The sequence below is a fragment of the Streptomyces aurantiacus JA 4570 genome (assembly GCF_000414115.1).
In the GTDB taxonomy this organism is placed as follows: domain Bacteria; phylum Actinomycetota; class Actinomycetes; order Streptomycetales; family Streptomycetaceae; genus Streptomyces; species Streptomyces aurantiacus_A.
On record NZ_AOPZ01000059.1, the window covers coordinates 1 to 17,920 of the forward strand.

Annotated in this window: 14 protein-coding genes and 1 pseudogene; 8 read left to right on the plus strand and 7 right to left on the minus strand. The window is 72.2% G+C overall.

The genetic code is table 11. The features are described from left to right. Nucleotides 1-41: 41 nt before the first annotated feature. The gene (gene fxsT / locus STRAU_RS07560) at nucleotides 42-4,037 is read left to right on the plus strand and encodes an FxSxx-COOH system tetratricopeptide repeat protein (protein ID WP_310592230.1); all 3,996 of its coding nucleotides are present in this window, start codon (nucleotides 42-44) and stop codon (nucleotides 4,035-4,037) included. A gap of 45 nt (nucleotides 4,038-4,082) precedes the next feature. Here the strand turns inward: fxsT and STRAU_RS07565 are convergent, their stop codons facing one another. The 3 genes from STRAU_RS07565 to STRAU_RS07570 form a co-directional block, all read right to left on the minus strand. Continuing rightward, nucleotides 4,083-6,011, minus strand: coding sequence for an HEXXH motif domain-containing protein (locus STRAU_RS07565; RefSeq protein WP_016639666.1), 1,929 nt, complete (start codon nucleotides 6,009-6,011; stop codon nucleotides 4,083-4,085). A gap of 56 nt (nucleotides 6,012-6,067) precedes the next feature. Next, complete coding sequence (locus STRAU_RS42290; RefSeq protein WP_016639667.1) at nucleotides 6,068-6,235, minus strand: hypothetical protein; 168 nt, start codon at nucleotides 6,233-6,235, stop codon at nucleotides 6,068-6,070. A gap of 170 nt (nucleotides 6,236-6,405) precedes the next feature. After that, on the minus strand, nucleotides 6,406-7,554 hold the full coding sequence (locus tag STRAU_RS07570; RefSeq protein ID WP_016639668.1) for an effector-associated domain 2-containing protein: 1,149 nt from the start codon (nucleotides 7,552-7,554) through the stop codon (nucleotides 6,406-6,408). 172 nt (nucleotides 7,555-7,726) lie between these two features. Between STRAU_RS07570 and STRAU_RS07575 the strand changes: the two genes are divergently transcribed. Beyond that, complete coding sequence (locus tag STRAU_RS07575) at nucleotides 7,727-10,486, plus strand: type 1 periplasmic-binding domain-containing protein (protein WP_158692027.1); 2,760 nt, start codon at nucleotides 7,727-7,729, stop codon at nucleotides 10,484-10,486. Between the two features lie 79 nt (nucleotides 10,487-10,565). Here the strand turns inward: STRAU_RS07575 and STRAU_RS07580 are convergent, their stop codons facing one another. Next, the gene (locus STRAU_RS07580) at nucleotides 10,566-11,009 is read right to left on the minus strand and encodes a cupin domain-containing protein (RefSeq protein ID WP_016639670.1); all 444 of its coding nucleotides are present in this window, start codon (nucleotides 11,007-11,009) and stop codon (nucleotides 10,566-10,568) included. A 239-nt stretch (nucleotides 11,010-11,248) separates the two neighbouring features. On the opposite strand from STRAU_RS07580, the pseudogene STRAU_RS44885 reads away from it, so the two are divergent. Next, nucleotides 11,249-11,428, plus strand: a pseudogene (locus STRAU_RS44885) (ATP-dependent DNA ligase); the annotation flags it as partial. Here the strand turns inward: STRAU_RS44885 and STRAU_RS44890 are convergent. Next, on the minus strand, nucleotides 11,357-11,608 hold the full coding sequence (locus STRAU_RS44890) for a hypothetical protein (RefSeq protein ID WP_472980049.1): 252 nt from the start codon (nucleotides 11,606-11,608) through the stop codon (nucleotides 11,357-11,359). The pseudogene STRAU_RS44885 and the gene STRAU_RS44890 sit on opposite strands and share 72 nt — an antisense overlap. Between STRAU_RS44890 and STRAU_RS44895 the strand changes: the two genes are divergently transcribed. From STRAU_RS44895 to STRAU_RS07605, 5 genes are all read left to right on the plus strand, one after another. Continuing rightward, nucleotides 11,607-12,191, plus strand: a complete 585-nt coding sequence (locus STRAU_RS44895) for an ATP dependent DNA ligase (protein WP_016639671.1) — start codon at nucleotides 11,607-11,609, stop codon at nucleotides 12,189-12,191. The two genes, STRAU_RS44890 and STRAU_RS44895, sit on opposite strands and share 2 nt — an antisense overlap. A gap of 377 nt (nucleotides 12,192-12,568) precedes the next feature. Then, on the plus strand, nucleotides 12,569-13,330 hold the full coding sequence (locus STRAU_RS07590; RefSeq protein ID WP_037658038.1) for an HAD family hydrolase: 762 nt from the start codon (nucleotides 12,569-12,571) through the stop codon (nucleotides 13,328-13,330). After that, nucleotides 13,327-15,672 carry a glycoside hydrolase family 65 protein gene (locus STRAU_RS07595; RefSeq protein WP_016639673.1) on the plus strand — a complete coding sequence of 782 codons (2,346 nt, stop codon included), beginning with the start codon at nucleotides 13,327-13,329 and terminating at the stop codon, nucleotides 15,670-15,672. The genes STRAU_RS07590 and STRAU_RS07595 overlap by 4 nt, the downstream gene beginning before the upstream one ends. A gap of 162 nt (nucleotides 15,673-15,834) precedes the next feature. Next, entirely contained in the window at nucleotides 15,835-16,734 is a 900-nt protein-coding gene (locus tag STRAU_RS07600) for a hypothetical protein (protein WP_016639674.1), read from the plus strand. Next, the gene (locus tag STRAU_RS07605) at nucleotides 16,728-16,934 is read left to right on the plus strand and encodes a hypothetical protein (RefSeq protein ID WP_016639675.1); all 207 of its coding nucleotides are present in this window, start codon (nucleotides 16,728-16,730) and stop codon (nucleotides 16,932-16,934) included. The genes STRAU_RS07600 and STRAU_RS07605 overlap by 7 nt, the downstream gene beginning before the upstream one ends. A gap of 93 nt (nucleotides 16,935-17,027) precedes the next feature. Here the strand turns inward: STRAU_RS07605 and STRAU_RS07610 are convergent, their stop codons facing one another. Continuing rightward, nucleotides 17,028-17,540, minus strand: a complete 513-nt coding sequence (locus STRAU_RS07610; protein ID WP_016639676.1) for a GNAT family N-acetyltransferase — start codon at nucleotides 17,538-17,540, stop codon at nucleotides 17,028-17,030. 104 nt (nucleotides 17,541-17,644) lie between these two features. Next, nucleotides 17,645-17,848 carry an MbtH family protein gene (locus tag STRAU_RS07615; RefSeq protein WP_016639677.1) on the minus strand — a complete coding sequence of 68 codons (204 nt, stop codon included), beginning with the start codon at nucleotides 17,846-17,848 and terminating at the stop codon, nucleotides 17,645-17,647. Between the last annotated feature and the right edge of the window lie 72 nt (nucleotides 17,849-17,920).

Genomic DNA, 17,920 nt, shown 5'->3' on the forward strand with positions numbered 1-17,920 from the left:
CCCGCCCCCGCACCCGCCGCCAGGGCCTGGACGCCGCCGCCCTGGGGCGCGCCCTGCGCCCCCTGCGCCAGCGCGCCCGTACCTCGGCCGCCGAAGAGGTCGACGAGGAGGGCACGGCCGAGCGGTTCGCCGAGGCCCCCTGGTTACCCCCGGTGCTGCGCCCGGCCCCCGAGGGCCGCTGGGACGCCGTGCTCGTCGTGGACAGCGCCCCCCACATGGCGGTGTGGCGGCACACCGCGCTGCGCCTCGCCGCCGTGCTGCGCCGCTACAGCGGCTTTCGCGACATCGAACTGCGCTGCCTGGACACCTCGTCGCCGGACCCGGACGGCGTCGTGCTGCGCGGCCCGGACGGGCGCGGCAGGCCGCAGTCCGTCCGCGGCCTGGTCGACCTGACCGGGCGCCGCATCGTGTTCGTCCTCACCGACGGCATCGCGCCCGCCTGGCGTACGGGCGCCGTGCGCGCCGTCCTCGCCGTCTGGGGACGCCACCAGCCGCTCGCCGTCCTCAACACCCTGCCCCAACGCCTGTGGCACCGCACCGGGTTGCTGCCCGAGCGGGTGCGCCTGCGCGCTTCGGGGCCGTGGGTGGGCAACGGCGAGGTGCGCTGGGAATCCCTGGAGCGCTACGGCGCCGAGGCGTGGGCGGATCCGCTGCGCCGCGCGCGCAGCTTTCCCGTGCCCGTCCTTGAGGTCAGTGGCGACTGGCTGGCGCCCTGGGCGCGGTTCGTGGCGGGCGACGAGCCGCGCTGGACGGATGTCGCCGCCACTCTGGTGACCCCGGGCGAGAAACCCGACCTCCTGCCCGAGTCGAGCCGGCTTCCCCGCGAGGAGACCCCTGCGGAGAAGGTGGCGCGCTTTCGCGTGTGGGCGTCGCCGGAAGCCTTCGCGCTCGCCGTGCGGCTGGCCGCTGTCCCGCTGGACCTTCCGGTCATCACCACGATCCAGCGCGAGACACTGCCGGAATCAGGCCCGGAACACCTGGCCGAGATTCTTATGAGCGGACTCGTCGAACCCTTACCCGGCGACGGGCGATGCTACATATTTCTTCCCGGTGTCCGCGAAGAATTACTGGCGGCGAGCACCAAACGCACCACCTTGCAGGCATCACGCAAAGCAGCCGAAACTCTTGCACCAAAGAGCATGGCGGCACGCGAACTCCTCGCCCATTTCGACGGCCGCGAGGAATCAGGTGACCCCGAAGTCACCTGGGACAACATGCGTTTCAGGACCACCGAGCACGCCGTACTCGCCGTGCTCGGCGGACATCATCTGCGCCGCGCAAACCGCCTCCGCGGGCTCATCACAGCTCAAATGGAGTCATCAGAGCTGAATGAGATCAAGGCGCGCGGCACAACCATCACTGATTCACGAAAAGGTTCCGGCATAATGCATTCCCGCGCTACACACGAGAGCCGGAACGACCCCAGCACAGGCCCACGCCAAGGAGGCACGACAGTGACCACGGTTGCCCCAGGGACCGCCACCCCGGCGCCTGATGAAGGGGCCGCGTCGCCGGACAGGCCACCTCATGGCACGACGGCGGTCCGCCCGGCGGTGCTCGGCAACATGCCGCCGCGGAACCTCGTCTTCACCGGCCGCGAGGATTTGCTGCTGAAGCTCGAACGGGATCTCGGCCAGGGCCCCACGGCGGTCCTTCCGCATGCCCTGCACGGCATGGGCGGCGTGGGCAAGTCCCAACTCGCCCTGGAATACGTCTATCGCAACGCCTCGCGGTACGACATCGTGTGGTGGATCCCCGCGGAGCGGCCCACCCAGATCGCCCAGGCCCTCGTCGAGCTCGCCCAACGGCTCTCCCTGCCCGTGACCGGGGAGGCCAACACGGCCGTCCCCGCGGTCCTCGAAGCCCTCCGCACCGGCCGGCCCTACGGCAACTGGCTCCTCGTCTTCGACAACGCCGAGAGCCCCGAATCCGTCCAGGGGTACTTCCCCACCACGCCGGGCAGTGGGCCGATCGGCTCCATTCTCGTCACCTCACGCAACCCGCAGTGGAACACGCTCGCCCACCCCCTTGAGGTCGACGTCTTCAAGCGCGAGGAGAGCATCCATCTCCTGCAGCGCCGCAACCCCGACCTGCCGGAGAGCGACGCCGATCAACTCGCCGCCGTGCTGGGCGACTTGCCGCTCGCCGTCGAGCAGGCGTCCGCCTGGCGGGCTGAGACCGGCATGCCGGCCTCCGAATATCTGCGGCTCTTCGAGGAGAAGCGGGCCGAGCTCATGACGGTCTCACCTCCGACGCACTACGAAGAGACCGTGGCCACGGCCTGGAACGTGTCCCTCGACCACCTCGAGAGCAAGAACGCGGCGGCCCTCCAACTCCTGCAGGTCTGCTCGTCCTTCGCTCCCGAACCCATCTCCCGGCCGCTGTTCTCCGGCGCGCCCGTGGAGCCCATCGCCCCCGACCTGGACCGCGCGCTCACCGACCCGCTGCGGCTCGGCCGGGCGATCCGTGAGATCAACCGCTACTCCCTCGCCAAGATCGACCACCGCACCAACTCGATCTCCATGCACCGTCTGGTGCAGGCGGTGCTCATCGCCCGTATGACGCAGGAACAGCGGGACCGCATGCAGCACGGGGCGCATCTGCTGCTCGCGGCGAACACCCCCCGCAACCCGCAGGACCCGGCGCACTGGCCCCGCTTCGCCGAGCTGTACCCGCACGTCCTGGTGTCGGACGCGATGCGCTCACCCTCGCGCAACGTACGGCAGATGGTCCAGAGCGTGGCCGAGTACCTCTTCTGGTGGGGCGACCACGAAGGGGCCAGGGACTTCACCGAGAAGGCATACACCCTGTGGTGCGAGCTGCACGGCGAGGACGACGGCCAGACACTGCTGCTCACGCGGCATCTGCGGTACGTCCTGTGGGCCATGGGCCGGTTCGAGGAGGGCGCCGCCCTCAGCCAGCGCATGCTCGCCGTCCTGGAGCAATCCGACTCCGACGCGGGCGAAGAGCTCCTGATGACCCAGTCCCAGGTGGCCGCCGACCACCGCGCGCGCGGTGAGTTCAAGCAGTCGCTCCAGGTCAACAAGGAGGTGTACCAGCGCGCTCTGCGCGAGTACGGCGACGACGAACCGGAGACACTCGTCCACGCCCACAACCTGGCCGTGAGCCTGCGTGTCAACGGCAAGTTCAAGGACGCTCTGGAACTCGACGAGCAGACCTGGCAGCGCAAGGCGCAGATGTTCGGCGAGGAGGCGCTCAGCAGCCTGCTCAGCGAGAGCAGTGTCGCGCTCGACCGGCGCGAGCTCGGTGAGTATCTGACGGCGGTGCAGCTCTTCGAGGGGGTCACGGAGCGCTATCGGCAGCAGGTCGGCGCGAACCACCCCAACACCCTGCGGAACCTGGCCCGCCTAGGTGTGTCCCTGCGCAAGGCGGGACGCCACGCGGAAGCCGCCGACCTCACCCGGCAGGCCCGCAAGGAGTTCCTCAGCCGCTACGGCCATCGCCACCCGGACTCCCTGGTCGCCTCGCTCAACCTTTCCGTGGACCTGCGGCAGTTGGGCGAGCTGAAGGACGCGATGCAGTTGGGCGAGCAGACCCGGGACCTGTATGTGGAGATCTTCGGCCCCGGGCATCCGTACACCACCGAGGCCAACGTGGACCTGGCCATCACGTACCGTCTGTTGAACAAGGTCGACGCGGCCCGTCAGCTCAACGAGGCGGCGCTCACCCGCTCTGTGGCAACCCTCGGCGAGGAGCATCCCGACACGCTGGTGTGCCGGATCAACCTCGCCGGCGACATGTTCGCCCAGGGGGACGCCGCCGCGGCGCTCGGCATGGACCAGGCGACGCTGGAGGTCGCGACGCGGGTGTTCGGCGAGAACCACGCGACGGTACACGTGCTGACCGGCAACCTGGCGCAGGACCTCAAGGCCCTCGGCCGCGCCGAGGACTCCGAGACCCAGCACCGCGCGGCGGTCGACGGGCTGGCGCGGGTGCTCGGTGAGCAGCACCCCGCGTATGCGGACGCGGTGGCGTGGCGGCGGGCGAACTGCGACATCGACCCCATGCCGGTGTAACGGGCCGGGGCCGACGTTTCCGGCCCCCTCGACGTCCTTGACGTCTCAGAGCGTCCGTACGACACCGTCCAGCCACGCGGCGAAGGAGACCGGGTCGGGAGCCGTCCCGTCCCGGTCTCGTACGCCCGCGTACACGGCACGCGCCAACTCCGGTGTTCCCTGGAGGACCGGACCGCGCACTGTCAGGGCGAGACAGGCCCACGAGGACGGATTCTCCGACCCCTCCAGGACAGCTGTCGTACTCAGCCGACGGACGCCCTCGGTGTCACCGAGCACATGCAGCAGCTCCGTACCGGAGGCGCCGGGAACCAGGGCCGTCACGTCCGGCGGTGAGGCTGCGATCTTGTTCAGGGCGCCCGGATCGGAGAGGCGCAGTCGATGCAGGGCAATGACCGTGTCCAGGCGGGGCACCGCGGGGTCGGGGCTGAGCCGCGGTGTGCCGGTGTCCAGCGGCGTGAGCGGCCGCGGCCAGGCCCGCGCGAGTGCCTCCACCACCGCGGGATCCGGCGCCACGTGATGCAGCCGCCAGGTCAGCGCATGGTGGTCGGCCGCGTCCTCGGCCATCGCGTGCGTGGGCCGCGCGGGGTCCGGCGGCCCCCAGCCCGCGATCGTCTCACGGAGCCGCCGGATCACCCTGCGCCCCAGGGCGGTGAGGCCGGGGTGACGCTGTAACTCCCCTGTGGCTCGCAGGAGTTGGCGGCGCCACAGCACATACTCGAAGTGTGCGGCGGCGCTCTCCTCGCCGCCCCCCAGGTGCCGGCTCCAGCCGCGCCAGAAGCGCGCGACTCCGGTGAACGCGTATACGCCTTGGAGGAGTCCGCGCAACGGCCGTGGGTCGTCGCGCCAGGGAGCGTAGAAGAGGCTGCCGTCGTCCGGCTCGTACAGCCGGTACAGGTGCATCAGGACAGCCAGCTTGCTGTGCTGGATCTCGTGGGCGAGCACCGCGGCCAGTTGGAGGGCGTCCGCGGGCAGCCCGGAGGCGAGGCGGCCGACGCCGTCCCCCGACGTGGCGCTGCTCAGCCGCTCGTTCTCGCTGAAGGGCAGCGGCTCGATGCTGCGCAACAGCGCCGCGATGTCTCTGGCCGACTGGGCGTCCGCCTCGGCGAGCAGTGGCCCCGCCTCGCGCAGCAGGTCGGTCCACTGCCGCGCTTCCTCGTCGGGAAGCCGCTCGGGGGGCAGACCGCTCGGCGTCGGGACGATGCGCTGCGAGCCCAGGTCGTCGAGGAGGACGGTGGCCTCCGTGCCGGGCAGCGGGAGTGTGGCCGTGCGCACGGGCTCCCAGCCGGTGCCGGGTCCGCCGCCCGGCTGCTCCGACCGCACACTCCGTCCGCCCAGCGAGACGGCCAACTCGCCCTCTCGGTACGTCAGGTGGGCACACCCCCAGATGGGCTGCCGCCCCCGTCCGTACGCTCCTGGCAACACGGCCCGCCCCACGGAGGGCACCACCACGGTGCCGTGGCGCGCGGGGACGACCGCGGTGAAGTCGAGCCCGGCACGGATGGCCGCGGCGGCGGCGAGCGCGTGGAACTGGCCGACGTCGGTCCACACGGGGACGTCGAGGTCCGAGGCGTCGAGGTCCGAGGCATCCAGGTCCGAGGGGCTGTCGCCCGGGGCGGCTCGGGGCACGGGGGAAGGAGCCCCGCCGCGGAGTCGGCGCAGGACTCCGGTCAGCCACAGTCCGGTCTCCGGCCGGAGCAGGAGGTCCTCGACCGCTGTCCGGTCCTGCGCCTCCGCGCGGAGCAGGAGGCGCCACGCCTCGTCGGCGGCGGGCAGGGGGCCGAGCGTCTCGGGGCACTCCGCGACCAGGTCCAGGAACAGGTCGAGCAGAAGGAGCCGTTGGCTGCGTTCCGCCCCCCAGAGGCTCTCGAGCAGCTCGGGGCCACCGCCGCCTCCGGCCAGGGTGTCGAAGTCCGCAGCAGAGAGGCTGCACCGACGGACCGGGGCGACGCCGCCTGGCGAAGCATCAGGAGGCATGGACCGGCCCTATGGCTGCTGCCGTGCGCGGCGCGGCCCATGCCGTTCCGCCCGGGTCACGTCGGCTCGTCACCGCCGAAGTTGACGTCGAGCTGATCGAGCTTGCGCAGCAGCCGCTGTTTGTCGGCCACCCGTTCCCGGCAGTTCGTCGCGCGTAGCTGCTCAAGCGGCACTCCCCCGAGGTCGAGAAGTTCGGACTCGATGGCGCTGTCGGCGTGCTCCATGGTGCCGTTGCCCTCCCAGCGTCCGGGTCGATGCGGCCGACGCCGACCCGCTGCTCTCCCATCATCTCCCCGCCCGGGAAGACCGGAAACCCCGTGTCTCAGACATCCTTTCGAGCCGCGAATGCCGCAAGTCGCCTCTGTACCAGCGGCGTTCGCGCGCCGCCGGGCCCTCAGGGCGGTCCCGTCACGTCCCGCACTGCGGCTGCGAACGCGGCGCCCGCGGTGGTCCCGCCGTCCACCATGTCCAGCGCGTCCAGCAGTTCGTGGAGCCCGCCGGGGAAGGACAGGCAGGTGTCGATGAGGTCGAGGAGCGCGAAGCGGGTGACCGTGGGGCGCGGCACACTGGCCGCGATGTCGGGCGGGAGCTGCCGTATCACGCTGGAGCGCGTGTCGGGGTCGGCCATCGCCGGCACCCGCTCCAGGGTGTCGAGCAGCCGCCTTCGCTGTTCGCGGGACGGGCGCGCGGCGAGGACCGGCGGCGACGGAGGATGCGGGCGGGACCAGCGCTCGTTCTGGCCGTCCGGGCCCGAGTGCCAGAAGTATGTGGGCGTCTGGCGGGTGTCCCCCGCGGCTCCGGCGGCGTTGATACGTTCCCGGAGGGCCTCCACGACGGCCTGCGGGTCCCCGGGCCAACCGTCGTTCACGGAGCGCTTGTCGACGCCGCCTTCGATGAACTCGTCCATGACGCCGAGCACCTGTGAGGTGAAAGGGCCGGTTCCGGCGCTCCCGCCCTCCCTGGCCGTCTGCCCCGGCGCGCACGCGAACAGCGCGTACTGCCCGGCTCGTTCGCGCAGCGTCCCCACCGGCACCGGATCCGGCCGCAGCGCACCGCCCACGCCCGCCGGGTCGGCGAAGACCTGGCAGGCGTCCATCAGCCACAGCTGGCGGGGGAAGGACGGGACCAGGTCGGAGCGCCACGCGGAGAGCGCCGCGTCCAGGTCCAGGCTGCGGATGTCTTCGGGCACGGCGTCCGCGTACAGGAGCCGGCGCCGCCCGCTCGGATCCACCAGGCCGTGCCCGGACCAGGCGAGGAAGAACAACTCGCCGCTCCTGGCGGGCAGTTCACGGAACAGGGTCCGATGGACGGACTCGCGGTCGGCGGGCCGGTGATCGAGGCCGCTGCGCTCGACCGCCGCGCTGTTGGCGGGCAGCGGGGACGCGAGGAGCGTCAGCCGCTCCGGGGGAAGCCCGGCGTCGAGCAGCCTGCGCGCGTAGGCGAGCGCGTCCCGTACCGGCCCGTCCAGGTTCCACACCGACCCGCCCGCATACCGCTCCACCCCCACGACCACGGCATGCGCCGTCCGCAACAGGTCCCGCATGCCGGTTACCTCCCCAGGGTCCGGTCCCGCGAACCCGCGCCCACCATCGTCCTCTCCTCCGGCGCGTATGCGTGTTCGCGCGCTTCGGGCAGGGACTTCCGAAAGGCGCTGCGAACCTCGCCGCGACGGTGCTAAGACGGCTGGATGCCTTACTTGGGGGGAGAGAGGGCTCATGGTGTCTACGGGGCGGTCAGAGGCCGGAGTGCCGGCGTTCACCGGCGTCGAGCGTTTCGTCGAGGCTTTCGACCGGCTGGTGACGCAGCCCCGGCGCAGCCGCGGCCGCGTACCGGTGGTGCTGCTCAGCGAGCCGGGTGACGGACGCGAGGGGCAGCGGATCGTCGCCGGGCTGCACAAACGCCTGCACGGCCGCGAGACGCGGCTCGCGTCGCACGCGTATCTGCGCGGCCCGGGCCATCCGGCCTGGACGCCCCCGGAGGATCCCGTCCTCGGACAGCTGTACTTGTTCTCGCAGCTCACTCGGCAACTGGTGGAGACCATGCCGCACGGCACGGGCAAACTCCGGCTGCCCTGTTACCAGTTGCTGCGTTCCATCGTCACCGCACCGCCCGTCGAGGGGCTCGGCGAGCAGCACGACTCGGAGCTGAAGGACCATGCCTACGCGGGGCACCGCGAAGTGTCGTCCCTCGCCCGGGTGTTGTGGTGGCTGGGCGGGCGCGACCAGGCCAGTGGCGGCACGCTGCTGGAACTGCTCTGGAACTTCGTCGCCGGTCCGCTGTTCCAGCGCCTTCCGCGCGCCGTCTACGTACGGCGCGCCAATCGGCTGATGCTGGGCAGCGCGCGCCGGCAGCGGTGGTACGCGGAGTGGGCGCGCCTTCAGCAGGGCACACCGCCGGCCGACTTCTTCCGGTCGGCGCGCGATCTGGTGCACGGCGGTGATCCGGAGCAGTTCGACCGCATTCTGGTGCACGGGCTGCTCGCCGACCTCGACTCCGCCTGCCGCAAGCGTCTGCTCAATCCCTGGCGCAGGCGCCGGGTGTGCCGCTTCGTGCTGCTCGTCGCGGAGGCGGGCGGCGAGAACTCGCGCGAGCAGCGGTTCCTGCGCGAGCTGCGGTCCGCCACGGAGGATCTGAGGTGCACGTCGGTGGTGGCGGTGGCCGCCGGCGTGCGTTCCCTCGCGCACCGGATCCCCGACATCGAGGTGGCCACCCTGTCCGCGGCGGGCGCCGAGCTGGCCAATGCCGCCGAGCACGGCACCGCGCCGGGCAGCCCGACCGGCATGGTGGTGCCCGTCGACGAGGGAGCCGACGACGATCCGGCGGCGACGTACTGGCTGCGCCGCAGGCCGACGCTCGCGCCCCCGTCCAAGCGCTGGGGTCCGCGCGCGGAGATCGTCGGCACGATCGGGGTGCTGGCCCTGGTCCTCGCCGTCACGGGCATCGGCGTGGGGCCGTTCAGGAAGGCGGACGCCGACGCGTGCCGCGGCTCGGCGTTCCTCGGCACCGACGGGCAGTGCGTGGGCGTCGCCGAGGGTGCCGCGTCGTTCGGCAAGGACAGCGGCGACCGGGCGCTGCGTGACGTACTCGAACTCATCGAGCGGCAGAACGGCGAGATGGACAAGGAGCTCTCGGGCCGCACGGACACGGGCGGGCCCGCCAGCCGTACGGTCGTCTACTTCGGGCCGCTCAGCGGCGGCAAGGACGCCGAGGACCCGGTGCGCGGCGGCACGCTGGCCGAGCTGCGGGGCATCGCCATCGCCCAGGGGCACATCAACGCGCAGGCGCTGCGCTCCGGGGAACGGGTGCCGCTGCGGGTGCTCGCGGCGAACGCCGGTGACCGGTTCAAGGACGCCCCGGACGTGGCACGGCGGGTGGTGCGGCTCGCGGAGCGCGACCGGTCGATCGTGGGCGTCGTGGGATTCGGGCAGAGCAGGCGCAAGACGTACGAGGCGATCCGGATCCTCGGTGACGCGGGCATGCCGATGGTCGGCACGTCGGGCACGGCGGACGCGCTGCTCCGGCAGAGCGGGCACTACTACCAGATGGCGCCGACGGACTCCCGTGCCGCCGCCGTCATGGCGTCCTTCACCCGGCACGCCCCGTTGGCGGCGGACGGAAAGCGTGCGCGCCGCGTCCAGCTGGTCGCCGATCCGGCCGACGCCTACAGCGCGAGTCTCGCCTCGTCGTTCCGCGGGGCGTACGGCTCCAAGGGCACCGACGTGCTGCTCTACACGCCGGCCGACGCGCCGGAACCGCCGCCCGCGTCCCGGGGCCTGCCCGGCCGCGAGGTCACGGCGGTGGAGGATCTCGCGCGCGAGGTGTGCGGCGCGGTGGCCCGTGAGCCGCGGACGGCCGTGGTGTGGGCGGCGCGCGGCAGCCAGTTCCAGCCGTTCCTGAGCGAGATCGCCCGGATCTCCCGCGACTGCCCGGAGATCGTGGTGCTGGGCAACGACGACCTCACGACCGCCCTCTCCGAGGAGCGCAGGCCGTGGGAGGTGTTCGGCGGTCTGACCCTGTACTACGTCTCGCACGGCCGAGCGGCCGCGCTCACTCGCGACAGTGGGGAGGCCGCCGCCTTCCTCTCCGCGTACGACGCCGAGTACGGCAAGGACGAGGGCACGCGTACGTCGACGATGCGCGACGACGCCCATGTGGCCATCGGCTGGGACGCGATGCGCTATCTCGCCGAGGGCGTCGACCAGGCGTGGCGCGGCACCGGCGGCCACGACGAGCGCCTCGACCGAGGGCTGTTGCAGGGGGTGCTCTACCAGGGCCTGGGCAGTGGCGGCTTCGACGGGGCGACGGGCCGGATCGACGCGCACGGCGCGGCGGGCGGCGGCCGGCTCACCGAGGGGAAGCTGCTCGGCGTGGAGCGTGACGGCAAGCGCGGGCCGAGGACGGTGCTGCTGTGCGGAACCGTGGCGCGGGGTGACGAGCGGGCCAAGTGGGGCGACGGGCCGTATCCCTGCCCCTGAGGTCCCGCCCTCGCCCAGCCCCTGAGGTCGCGCCCGCCCGGCCCTTGACGTCTCGCCCGCCCGCCCCGCGCCCTGGTGGCTACTTCGTTTCTTCCTCCTGGAGTTGGTACAGCTCAGGCAGGGAGACCTTGATCGGCTCTTGCGTGGTCCGTGCGATGACGACGACCGCGGGCCCGTCCGGGTCGGGGTTCTCCTCCCGGTGCGGGACGTTCGGGGGGACGAGGAAGAAGTCGCCGGGGCCCGCGGCGATCCGGACCTCCTGCGTGCCGTCGTGGTACACGAACACCGGATGACCGCTGACCACGTAGATCCCCGCCTCCGATTCCCCGTGGTGGTGGTTGTCCGTCGCGCTCAGCGGTGGGTTCTCCACCATGCCCATCCAGAGGTTCCTCGAGCCGACGGTGCCGCCGCTGATGGCGGCGTAGCCGTCCAACTCACCGGCCCGGACGTGGTGGACGCGGTTGTTCAGGGGGCGCTTGCCGTCGGTGCCCTGTCCGGTCCCGGCGTCCTTGTAGGTGCTCATCGTGCAACCTCCTGTGTATCGCTGGCCTTTGACTGGTCACCAGGTTGCAATCAACCAGCCCCCCTTGGCAACGCAAGTTGCCGTTATGGCAAGTCGAGCTGGGCAATGCCTTCGGTGGTCGACCGCCGGCGCGCGGCGGCCGCGGTGGTCTGTCCGGGCGAGAGAAGACCCGCCCGCGCTTGAACGGTGAACCGGAGGGCGAGTCCTGGATCATGGCCGCCCTGCCGCAGATCGCCCCGATGCTCGCCTCGTCCGGGCCGCTCCCGCCCCAGCGGGCCGATCACCTGTGGAGCGCCGAGACGAAGTACGACGGTCAGCGGGCCATCGTGTACCTGCCCGGCGACGGCTCACTGCTGTTGCGCGCACGCTCCGGGGCCGACATCACCGCCGCCTATCCCGAACTCCGCGGCCTCGGCGACCATCTGCCCGGGCCCGCCGTGCTGGACGGGGAGATCGTCGCCCTCGACCGGCACGGCCGGCCGGACTTCGCCCGCCTCCAGCCCCGGATGGGCCTGGCCGCCTCCCCGGCCCGCCTCCCCGGCCCGCGCCGCCCGCCTGGCCGCCCAGGACCCCGTCCACCTGGTCCTGTTCGACGTCATGTTCCTCGACGGGCACCTGCTGACCGGACTGCCGTACACCGGGCGCCGCGCGTATCTGCGGCGGCTGGTGACCCCCGGCGCCCGCTGGTCCGTGCCGGCCTCCGTGCCGGGACACAGCCGCCAGGCACTGGAGCTCACCCGCTCCCAGGGCCTGGAGGGCATCGTCCTCAAGCGCCTGGACTCGGTGTACGAGCCCGGGGTGCGCTCCCCCTCCTGGATCAAGGTCAGGAACGTGCGCACGGTGGACGCGGTGATCGGCGGCTGGGTGCCCGTGCGGGGACGTCGGGGCGGTGCCCCGGGGGCCGTCCTCGTGGGCGAGCCCCATGAGGGGGCGCTGCGGTATCTGGGCAGCGTGGGCAGCGGGTGGAGCGAGCGGGAGCGCGGTGTCCTGGCCGAGCTCCTGGCCGTCGCGGCGGACGACACCTGCCCCTTCGTTCCTCCGCCGGCCGTTCCCGGCGCCCGCTGGGTGCTGCCCCGGCTCGTGGCCGAGGTCCGCTTCAGCACCCGCACCCGCGCCGGCCTGCTGCGCCAGCCGGTGTGGCACCGGCTGCGTCCCGATCTCGCGCCCGACGACCACGCCTGACGCCCGCACTCGCCGAGCCGTCGCCATACGGTCAGGGCGAGTGGCCCGGGGCCCCCGGGCACGGGAAAGCCCCGGCTGGACGGGGGAGACCAGCCGGGGCGGTAGGTGGTGACGGCGGAGGGCGGTCGCCTCTCGGCGAAGGGCTCCACAGGGCTTCAGCCGAACGATCGTCCCTGTGGGCTATGAGTGGGCCCGGGGACACTGTCCCCTCCGCAGCCACGTACGGAACAACGGCCGGCCCCCACCGTTTGTTCCGGCCCCGCGCCCACACCGGGAGTGAACTGGGACACACCCGCCTACACAGGGAAAATCGCCCGCCCGGCCGAACGGCGGAAGAGGCAGGACGTGTATGCGTGTCTGCCGGGAAAGTGTCCTTCATGACGAAGCTCGGTCCTCACCTGACACAGCTCGGTCTCCCGGACGGCGTCCGGGCCTGCCTCTTCGATCTGGACGGGGTCATCACCAAGACGGCCGTCGTCCACGCGGCCGCCTGGAAGGACGCCTTCGACGCGTTCCTGCGCGAGCGGGAGGGCGACGGCTTCCAGCCGTTCGATCCGGTCGCCGAGTACGACGAGTACGTGGACGGAAAGCCGCGCGCCGACGGGGTGCGCTCCTTCCTGGCCTCCCGCGGCATCGAGCTGCCCGAGGGGCAGCCCGACGACCCCTCGGACCGGCCGACGGTCCAGGGCCTGGGCAACCGCAAGAACGACATCCTCCTGGAGAAGATCCGCACCGGCGGCGTCGAGGCGTACGACGGCACCCTGCGTTACGTCGAGGCCGCGCGGGCCGCGGGCCTGCGCACGGCGGTGGTCTCCTCCAGCGCCAACTGCCGCGACGTGCTGCGCGCGATCGACGCGGAGCCCCTCTTCGACGTGCGCGTCGACGGCGTCGTCGCGGCCGAGCGGCACCTCCCGGGCAAGCCACGGCCCGACACCTTCCTCGCCGCGGCGGCCGACCTCGGCGTCGCGCCGGCGCAGGCCGCGGTCTTCGAGGACGCGCTGGCCGGCATGGACGCGGGACGCTCGGGCCACTTCGGCTACGTCGTCGGCGTGGACCGCGTCGGCCAGGCGGACGCCCTGCGGGCGCACGGCGCGGACCGGGTCGTGCGCGACCTCGCGGAACTGGGAGGAGAGGCATGATCACGCACGCGTCGTACGGCGTCGAACCCTGGTGCCTGCGCGAGAACGTCCTGAACCTCGACGTCCTGCCGCAGAGCGAGTCGGTGTTCGCCCTGTCCAACGGCCACGTCGGCTGGCGCGGCAACCTCGACGAGGGCGAACCGCACGGCCTGCCCGGCTCGTATCTCAACGGCGTCCACGAGCTCCACCCGCTCCCCTACGCGGAGGCCGGCTACGGCTACCCGGAGTCCGGGCAGACCGTCATCAACGTGACCAACGGCAAAGTCATCCGCCTCCTCGTGGACGACGAGCCCTTCGACCTGCGCTACGGCCGCCTGGTGTCCCACGAGCGGGTGCTCGATCTGCGCGAGGGGGTGCTGCGGCGCACCTGCGAGTGGACCTCCCCGGCCGGCCGCACCGTGCGGGTGCGCTCCACCCGTCTGGTGTCCTTCACACAGCGGTCGGTGGCCGCCGTCGCCTACGAGGTCGAGGCGGTCGACAGCGAGGTCCGGGTCGTGGTCCAGTCGGAGCTGGTGGCGAACGAGCAGCTCCCGACGTCGCCGAAGGATCCCCGCGCCGCGGCCGTCCTCGAATCGCCGCTCGCGCCGGAGGAGCACTTCGCGGGCGGCCGGCGGCTGCGCCTCGTGCACGCCACCCGGCGCAGCGGGCTGCGGGTCGGCGCGGCCGCCGATCACACCGTCGACGGACCCGACCGGACCCGGTCGAGCAGCGAATCCGGCGACGACATCGCCCGGCTCACCGTCACCTCCGTCCTCGAACCCGGCCAGCGGCTGCGCCTGGAGAAGTTCGTGGCCTACGGCTGGTCGAGCACGCGGTCCCTGCCCGCCGTGAGCGACCAGGTGGACGCGGCGCTCGCGGCGGCCACCGACGCCGGCTGGCCGGCCCTCGTGGCCGAGCAGCGCGCGTACCTGGACGCCTTCTGGTCCCACGCGGACGTCGAGGTCGACGGCGACGAGGGCATCCAGCAGGCCGTCCGCTTCGCGCTGTTCCACGTGCTGCAGGCCGGCGCGCGGGCGGAGCAGCGGGCGATCCCGGCGAAGGGCCTGACCGGCTCGGGCTACGACGGGCACGCCTTCTGGGACACCGAGACGTTCGTCCTGCCGCTGCTGACGTACACCTCGCCGGACGCGGTCGCCGAGGCGCTGCGCTGGCGCCACTCGACCCTGCCCGCGGCGCGGGAGCGGGCCGCGCAACTGGGCCTGCGGGGAGCGGCGTTCCCCTGGCGCACCATCGAGGGCTCGGAGGGGTCCGCGTACTGGCCGGCCGGCACCGCCGCCTTCCACGTCAACGCCGACATCGCGGACGCCGTCGTACGCTACGTCTCCGCCACCGGCGACGGGCAGTTCGCCCGCGACACCGGAGGCGAACTGCTGGTGGAGACGGCCCGGCTGTGGAGGTCGCTCGGCCACCACGACGTGCACGGGGCGTTCCACATCGACGGGGTGACGGGCCCGGACGAGTACAGCGCGATCGCCGACGACAACACGTACACCAACCTGATGGCCCGCTCCAATCTGCTGGCGGCGGCCGAATTCGTCGAGAGCCACCCGGAGCAGGCCGCGGCCCTCGGCGTCGACGAGGAGGAGAGCGCGGCGTGGCGGGACGCCGCGGAGGCGGTGCACATCCCGTACAACGACGATCTCGGGGTGCACGAGCAGCACACCGGATTCACCCGCTACCAGCACTGGGATTTCGCGGCCACGCGGCCCGACCAGTATCCGCTGATGCTGCACTTCCCGTATTTCGACCTCTACCGGAAACAAGTCATCAAGCAGGCCGACCTGGTGCTCGCGATGTACACGTGCCCCGGTTTCTTCGACGAGGAGCAATTGGCTCGCAATTTTGCCTATTACGAGCCGCTCACCGTCCGCGACTCCTCCCTGTCGGCCTGCGGCCAGGCGATCATCGCGGCCCGTTCCGGTCATCTGGGCCTCGCCTACGACTACGTGGTGGAGGCGGCGCTGATGGACCTGGACGACCTGGAGAACAACACCCGCGACGGACTGCACATCGCCTCCCTCGCCGGCACGTGGACGGCCCTGGTCGCCGGGTTCGGAGGGATGCGCCAGGACGCGGACACGCTGGCGTTCACACCCCGCCTTCCGCAGAATCTGAGCCGGATCGCCTTCAACGTGCAGGTTCTCGGCCGGTGCCTGCGCGTGGAGGTGCACGCCACGGCCGTCACGTACACCCTTCTGGCCGGACCGGAGCTGTCCATCAGCCACTACGGTGAGCCGCTCGTCCTGGCCGCCGACGAGTCGCGCAGCCGGGAGATCCCGGACGTGCGGCCCCGCCCCACTCCGGACCAGCCGCCGCACCGCAGGCCGAACGCCCACCGTTGAATTCGCCCGGGCGACGCGCCGGGAGAACGCCCGTCGGCGGTTTCTCGGGTGGCGGAGTGCGAGGAGGGTGCTTAGAACAGTTAGACGTTCACAAACCGGGGTGGGAACGCCCCCTCATGGTGGGAACGCCCCCTGTAGTGGAGAAGAAGTGGAGAAGCAGACATGACCCCCGAGTCTTTCTCTGCCCGACCCGCGAATTCCGGCACGGGCGAACTCCTGGATCCGACCGCGCTCCACTGGGGAACCGCCGAGTTCGGCACGACGTCGCACCGCCCCGCCGCGCAGGCGGCCCCGGGCGGCACGTCACTCCTGACGGAGCCCGGAGGCGACGACGGCACCGAGCCCGGCGGCGGCGACGCGATAGAAGAGCTGATACACGCCGCCGCCGTCTCCAGGTCCCTGGACGACGTCGTCCACCTGGTCACCCTGCTGGAGCAGACCCCCGAGGGCCTGACCATGGCGGCGTCGGTGCTGCGGACGGCCGCGGTGGTCCGCTCCGTGGACGACGTCACCCGGCTGGTGGAGGAGCTGGGCCCGCCGAACCATCCCGTGGACCACATGGACGACGCGATCCGGCGTGCCGCCGAGGAGCGCCCCATTTCCGAGGTCAGCCGGCTCGTGCTGCTGCTGCACCGCCCGCCGCACGACCCGCACACGAGCGCCCAGGCGGTGCAGGCCGCCGCGACGGCCAGGTCCGTGGAGGATCTGGTGCAGCTGATCAGCCGGCTCGGCGACGACCAGGCGGCCGAGGCCGCGGCGGCCCGCACGCCGGACGCGGCGATGGCGCCCCTCGCGCCGGACGCCGGCTCCCCGCCGCCCGTCCCGGTGAGCCGGCCGCCCTGCTCTTCCCGGAGAAGACCCGGGCGAGCCACGTCACGCCCCTGCTGTGTCTGCGCCGTCTGGCCGGGGTGGTCCTCGTGCTCTGCGCGGTGGCCCATTTCCCGGGGAACTGGGCCGACGCCCCGTCGTTCGGCCTTGCCGCGGCGTTCGGCGTGGTCGCCGTCTGCGCGGCCGTCGGCATCGCCCTGTGCCTCACCGAGTCCCCCGCCGCGGCCGTGCTGAGCACCCTCGTGGCCGGGGCGCTGACCATCGCCCACCTCGTCGAGGGCAGGGTGGACTCGACGTCGCTCCTTTACGTGCTGCGGCCCGACGGCGTGCCGTCTCCCCTGCCCGCGCTGTCGGCCGCCGTCGCGGCCCTTGCCTCACTGATGGTCGTCGCCGCGGCCGTCGCCAGGCTCAGGACCGCGGCAAGCCGCCAGTAGTCCGGCGGCGCGAGGGGCAACCCTGCCGTCCCTTGACGAACTCGCCGGGAGCTTCGCCGAACGGCAGGGCCGCCTCTCACGTGAGCCTGTGGGTCACGCCTCCTCGGTGGTCGAGATCACCACCATCTTCGTCACCGACCCGTCGTCGCCCACCACGTCGCGTACGTGGCGGAACCCCAGGCGTTCGGCCATCGCCAGGCTGGCGGCGTTCTCGGCGCCCACCATGCCGTATGCCTCCTTGAGGCCCAGGTTGTCGGCGGCGTGGCGCAGGAGGGTGCGGACCACCTCGGTGCCCAGGCCCTTGCCCCAGTGGCCGGGGGCCAGGGCCGTGATGAGTTCGTGGCCGTCCACGTTGCCCGTCTTCTTGACCTCCGCGTGGCCGACGTACCTCCCCTCGTGCCACAGGCCCCATACGTCGAACAGCCCCTGTGGGTAGATGTCGGTGAGGATCGCGCGGAACGCCTTGCGCAGGTCCTCCTCGGGCACCTCGTCCTGGCCCATCCAGCGGCGCACCTCCTCGTCGCGCAGGAGGGCGACGAAGGCGTCCTCGTCCTCTGATCGGTACGGCGTGAACTCCAGCCGTTCGCTGTGCAGTGTCGGCGTCATCGGCGAACTCCTCCAGCAGTGCGGGTAAACGGGGTGACAGTGGCCGCGCTGCGTGGCGGGGGGAAGTGCGGCACGAGGGTGGTGATGGCGTGAGGGGGCGAGGGCTATGCCTCCGCGTTCTCCATCCGCTCACGCAGGCTGCGCGGGCGCATGTCGGTCCAGACCTCGTCCACGTAGGCGGAGCACTCGGCTTCCGTGCCCTCCTTGCCGACGGCCTGCCAGCCGGCGGGTACGTCGACGTCGGCCGGCCAGAGCGAGTACTGGTCCTCGTCGTTGCGCAGCACCTGGTAGCGGGTGTTCTCGTCCATGTCAGGGTCTCCGTGGTCGGCGGGGCGGTCGCGGTCTCGACGGACCGGTCCGTCCGCGGTGGCGCCCCGGCG

Coding starts and splice junctions, on each gene's coding strand:
- STRAU_RS07565 (WP_016639666.1), bottom strand. CDS start 6,011: ATGCCTCCTGATGCTTCGCCAGGCGGCGTCGCCCCGGTCCGTCGGTGC.
- STRAU_RS42290 (WP_016639667.1), bottom strand. CDS start 6,235: ATGGAGCACGCCGACAGCGCCATCGAGTCCGAACTTCTCGACCTCGGG.
- STRAU_RS07570 (WP_016639668.1), bottom strand. CDS start 7,554: ATGCGGGACCTGTTGCGGACGGCGCATGCCGTGGTCGTGGGGGTGGAG.
- STRAU_RS07575 (WP_158692027.1), top strand. CDS start 7,727: ATGGTGTCTACGGGGCGGTCAGAGGCCGGAGTGCCGGCGTTCACCGGC.
- STRAU_RS07580 (WP_016639670.1), bottom strand. CDS start 11,009: ATGAGCACCTACAAGGACGCCGGGACCGGACAGGGCACCGACGGCAAG.
- STRAU_RS44895 (WP_016639671.1), top strand. CDS start 11,607: ATGTTCCTCGACGGGCACCTGCTGACCGGACTGCCGTACACCGGGCGC.
- STRAU_RS44890 (WP_472980049.1), bottom strand. CDS start 11,608: ATGACGTCGAACAGGACCAGGTGGACGGGGTCCTGGGCGGCCAGGCGG.
- STRAU_RS07590 (WP_037658038.1), top strand. CDS start 12,569: ATGACGAAGCTCGGTCCTCACCTGACACAGCTCGGTCTCCCGGACGGC.
- STRAU_RS07595 (WP_016639673.1), top strand. CDS start 13,327: ATGATCACGCACGCGTCGTACGGCGTCGAACCCTGGTGCCTGCGCGAG.
- STRAU_RS07600 (WP_016639674.1), top strand. CDS start 15,835: ATGACCCCCGAGTCTTTCTCTGCCCGACCCGCGAATTCCGGCACGGGC.
- STRAU_RS07610 (WP_016639676.1), bottom strand. CDS start 17,540: ATGACGCCGACACTGCACAGCGAACGGCTGGAGTTCACGCCGTACCGA.
- STRAU_RS07615 (WP_016639677.1), bottom strand. CDS start 17,848: ATGGACGAGAACACCCGCTACCAGGTGCTGCGCAACGACGAGGACCAG.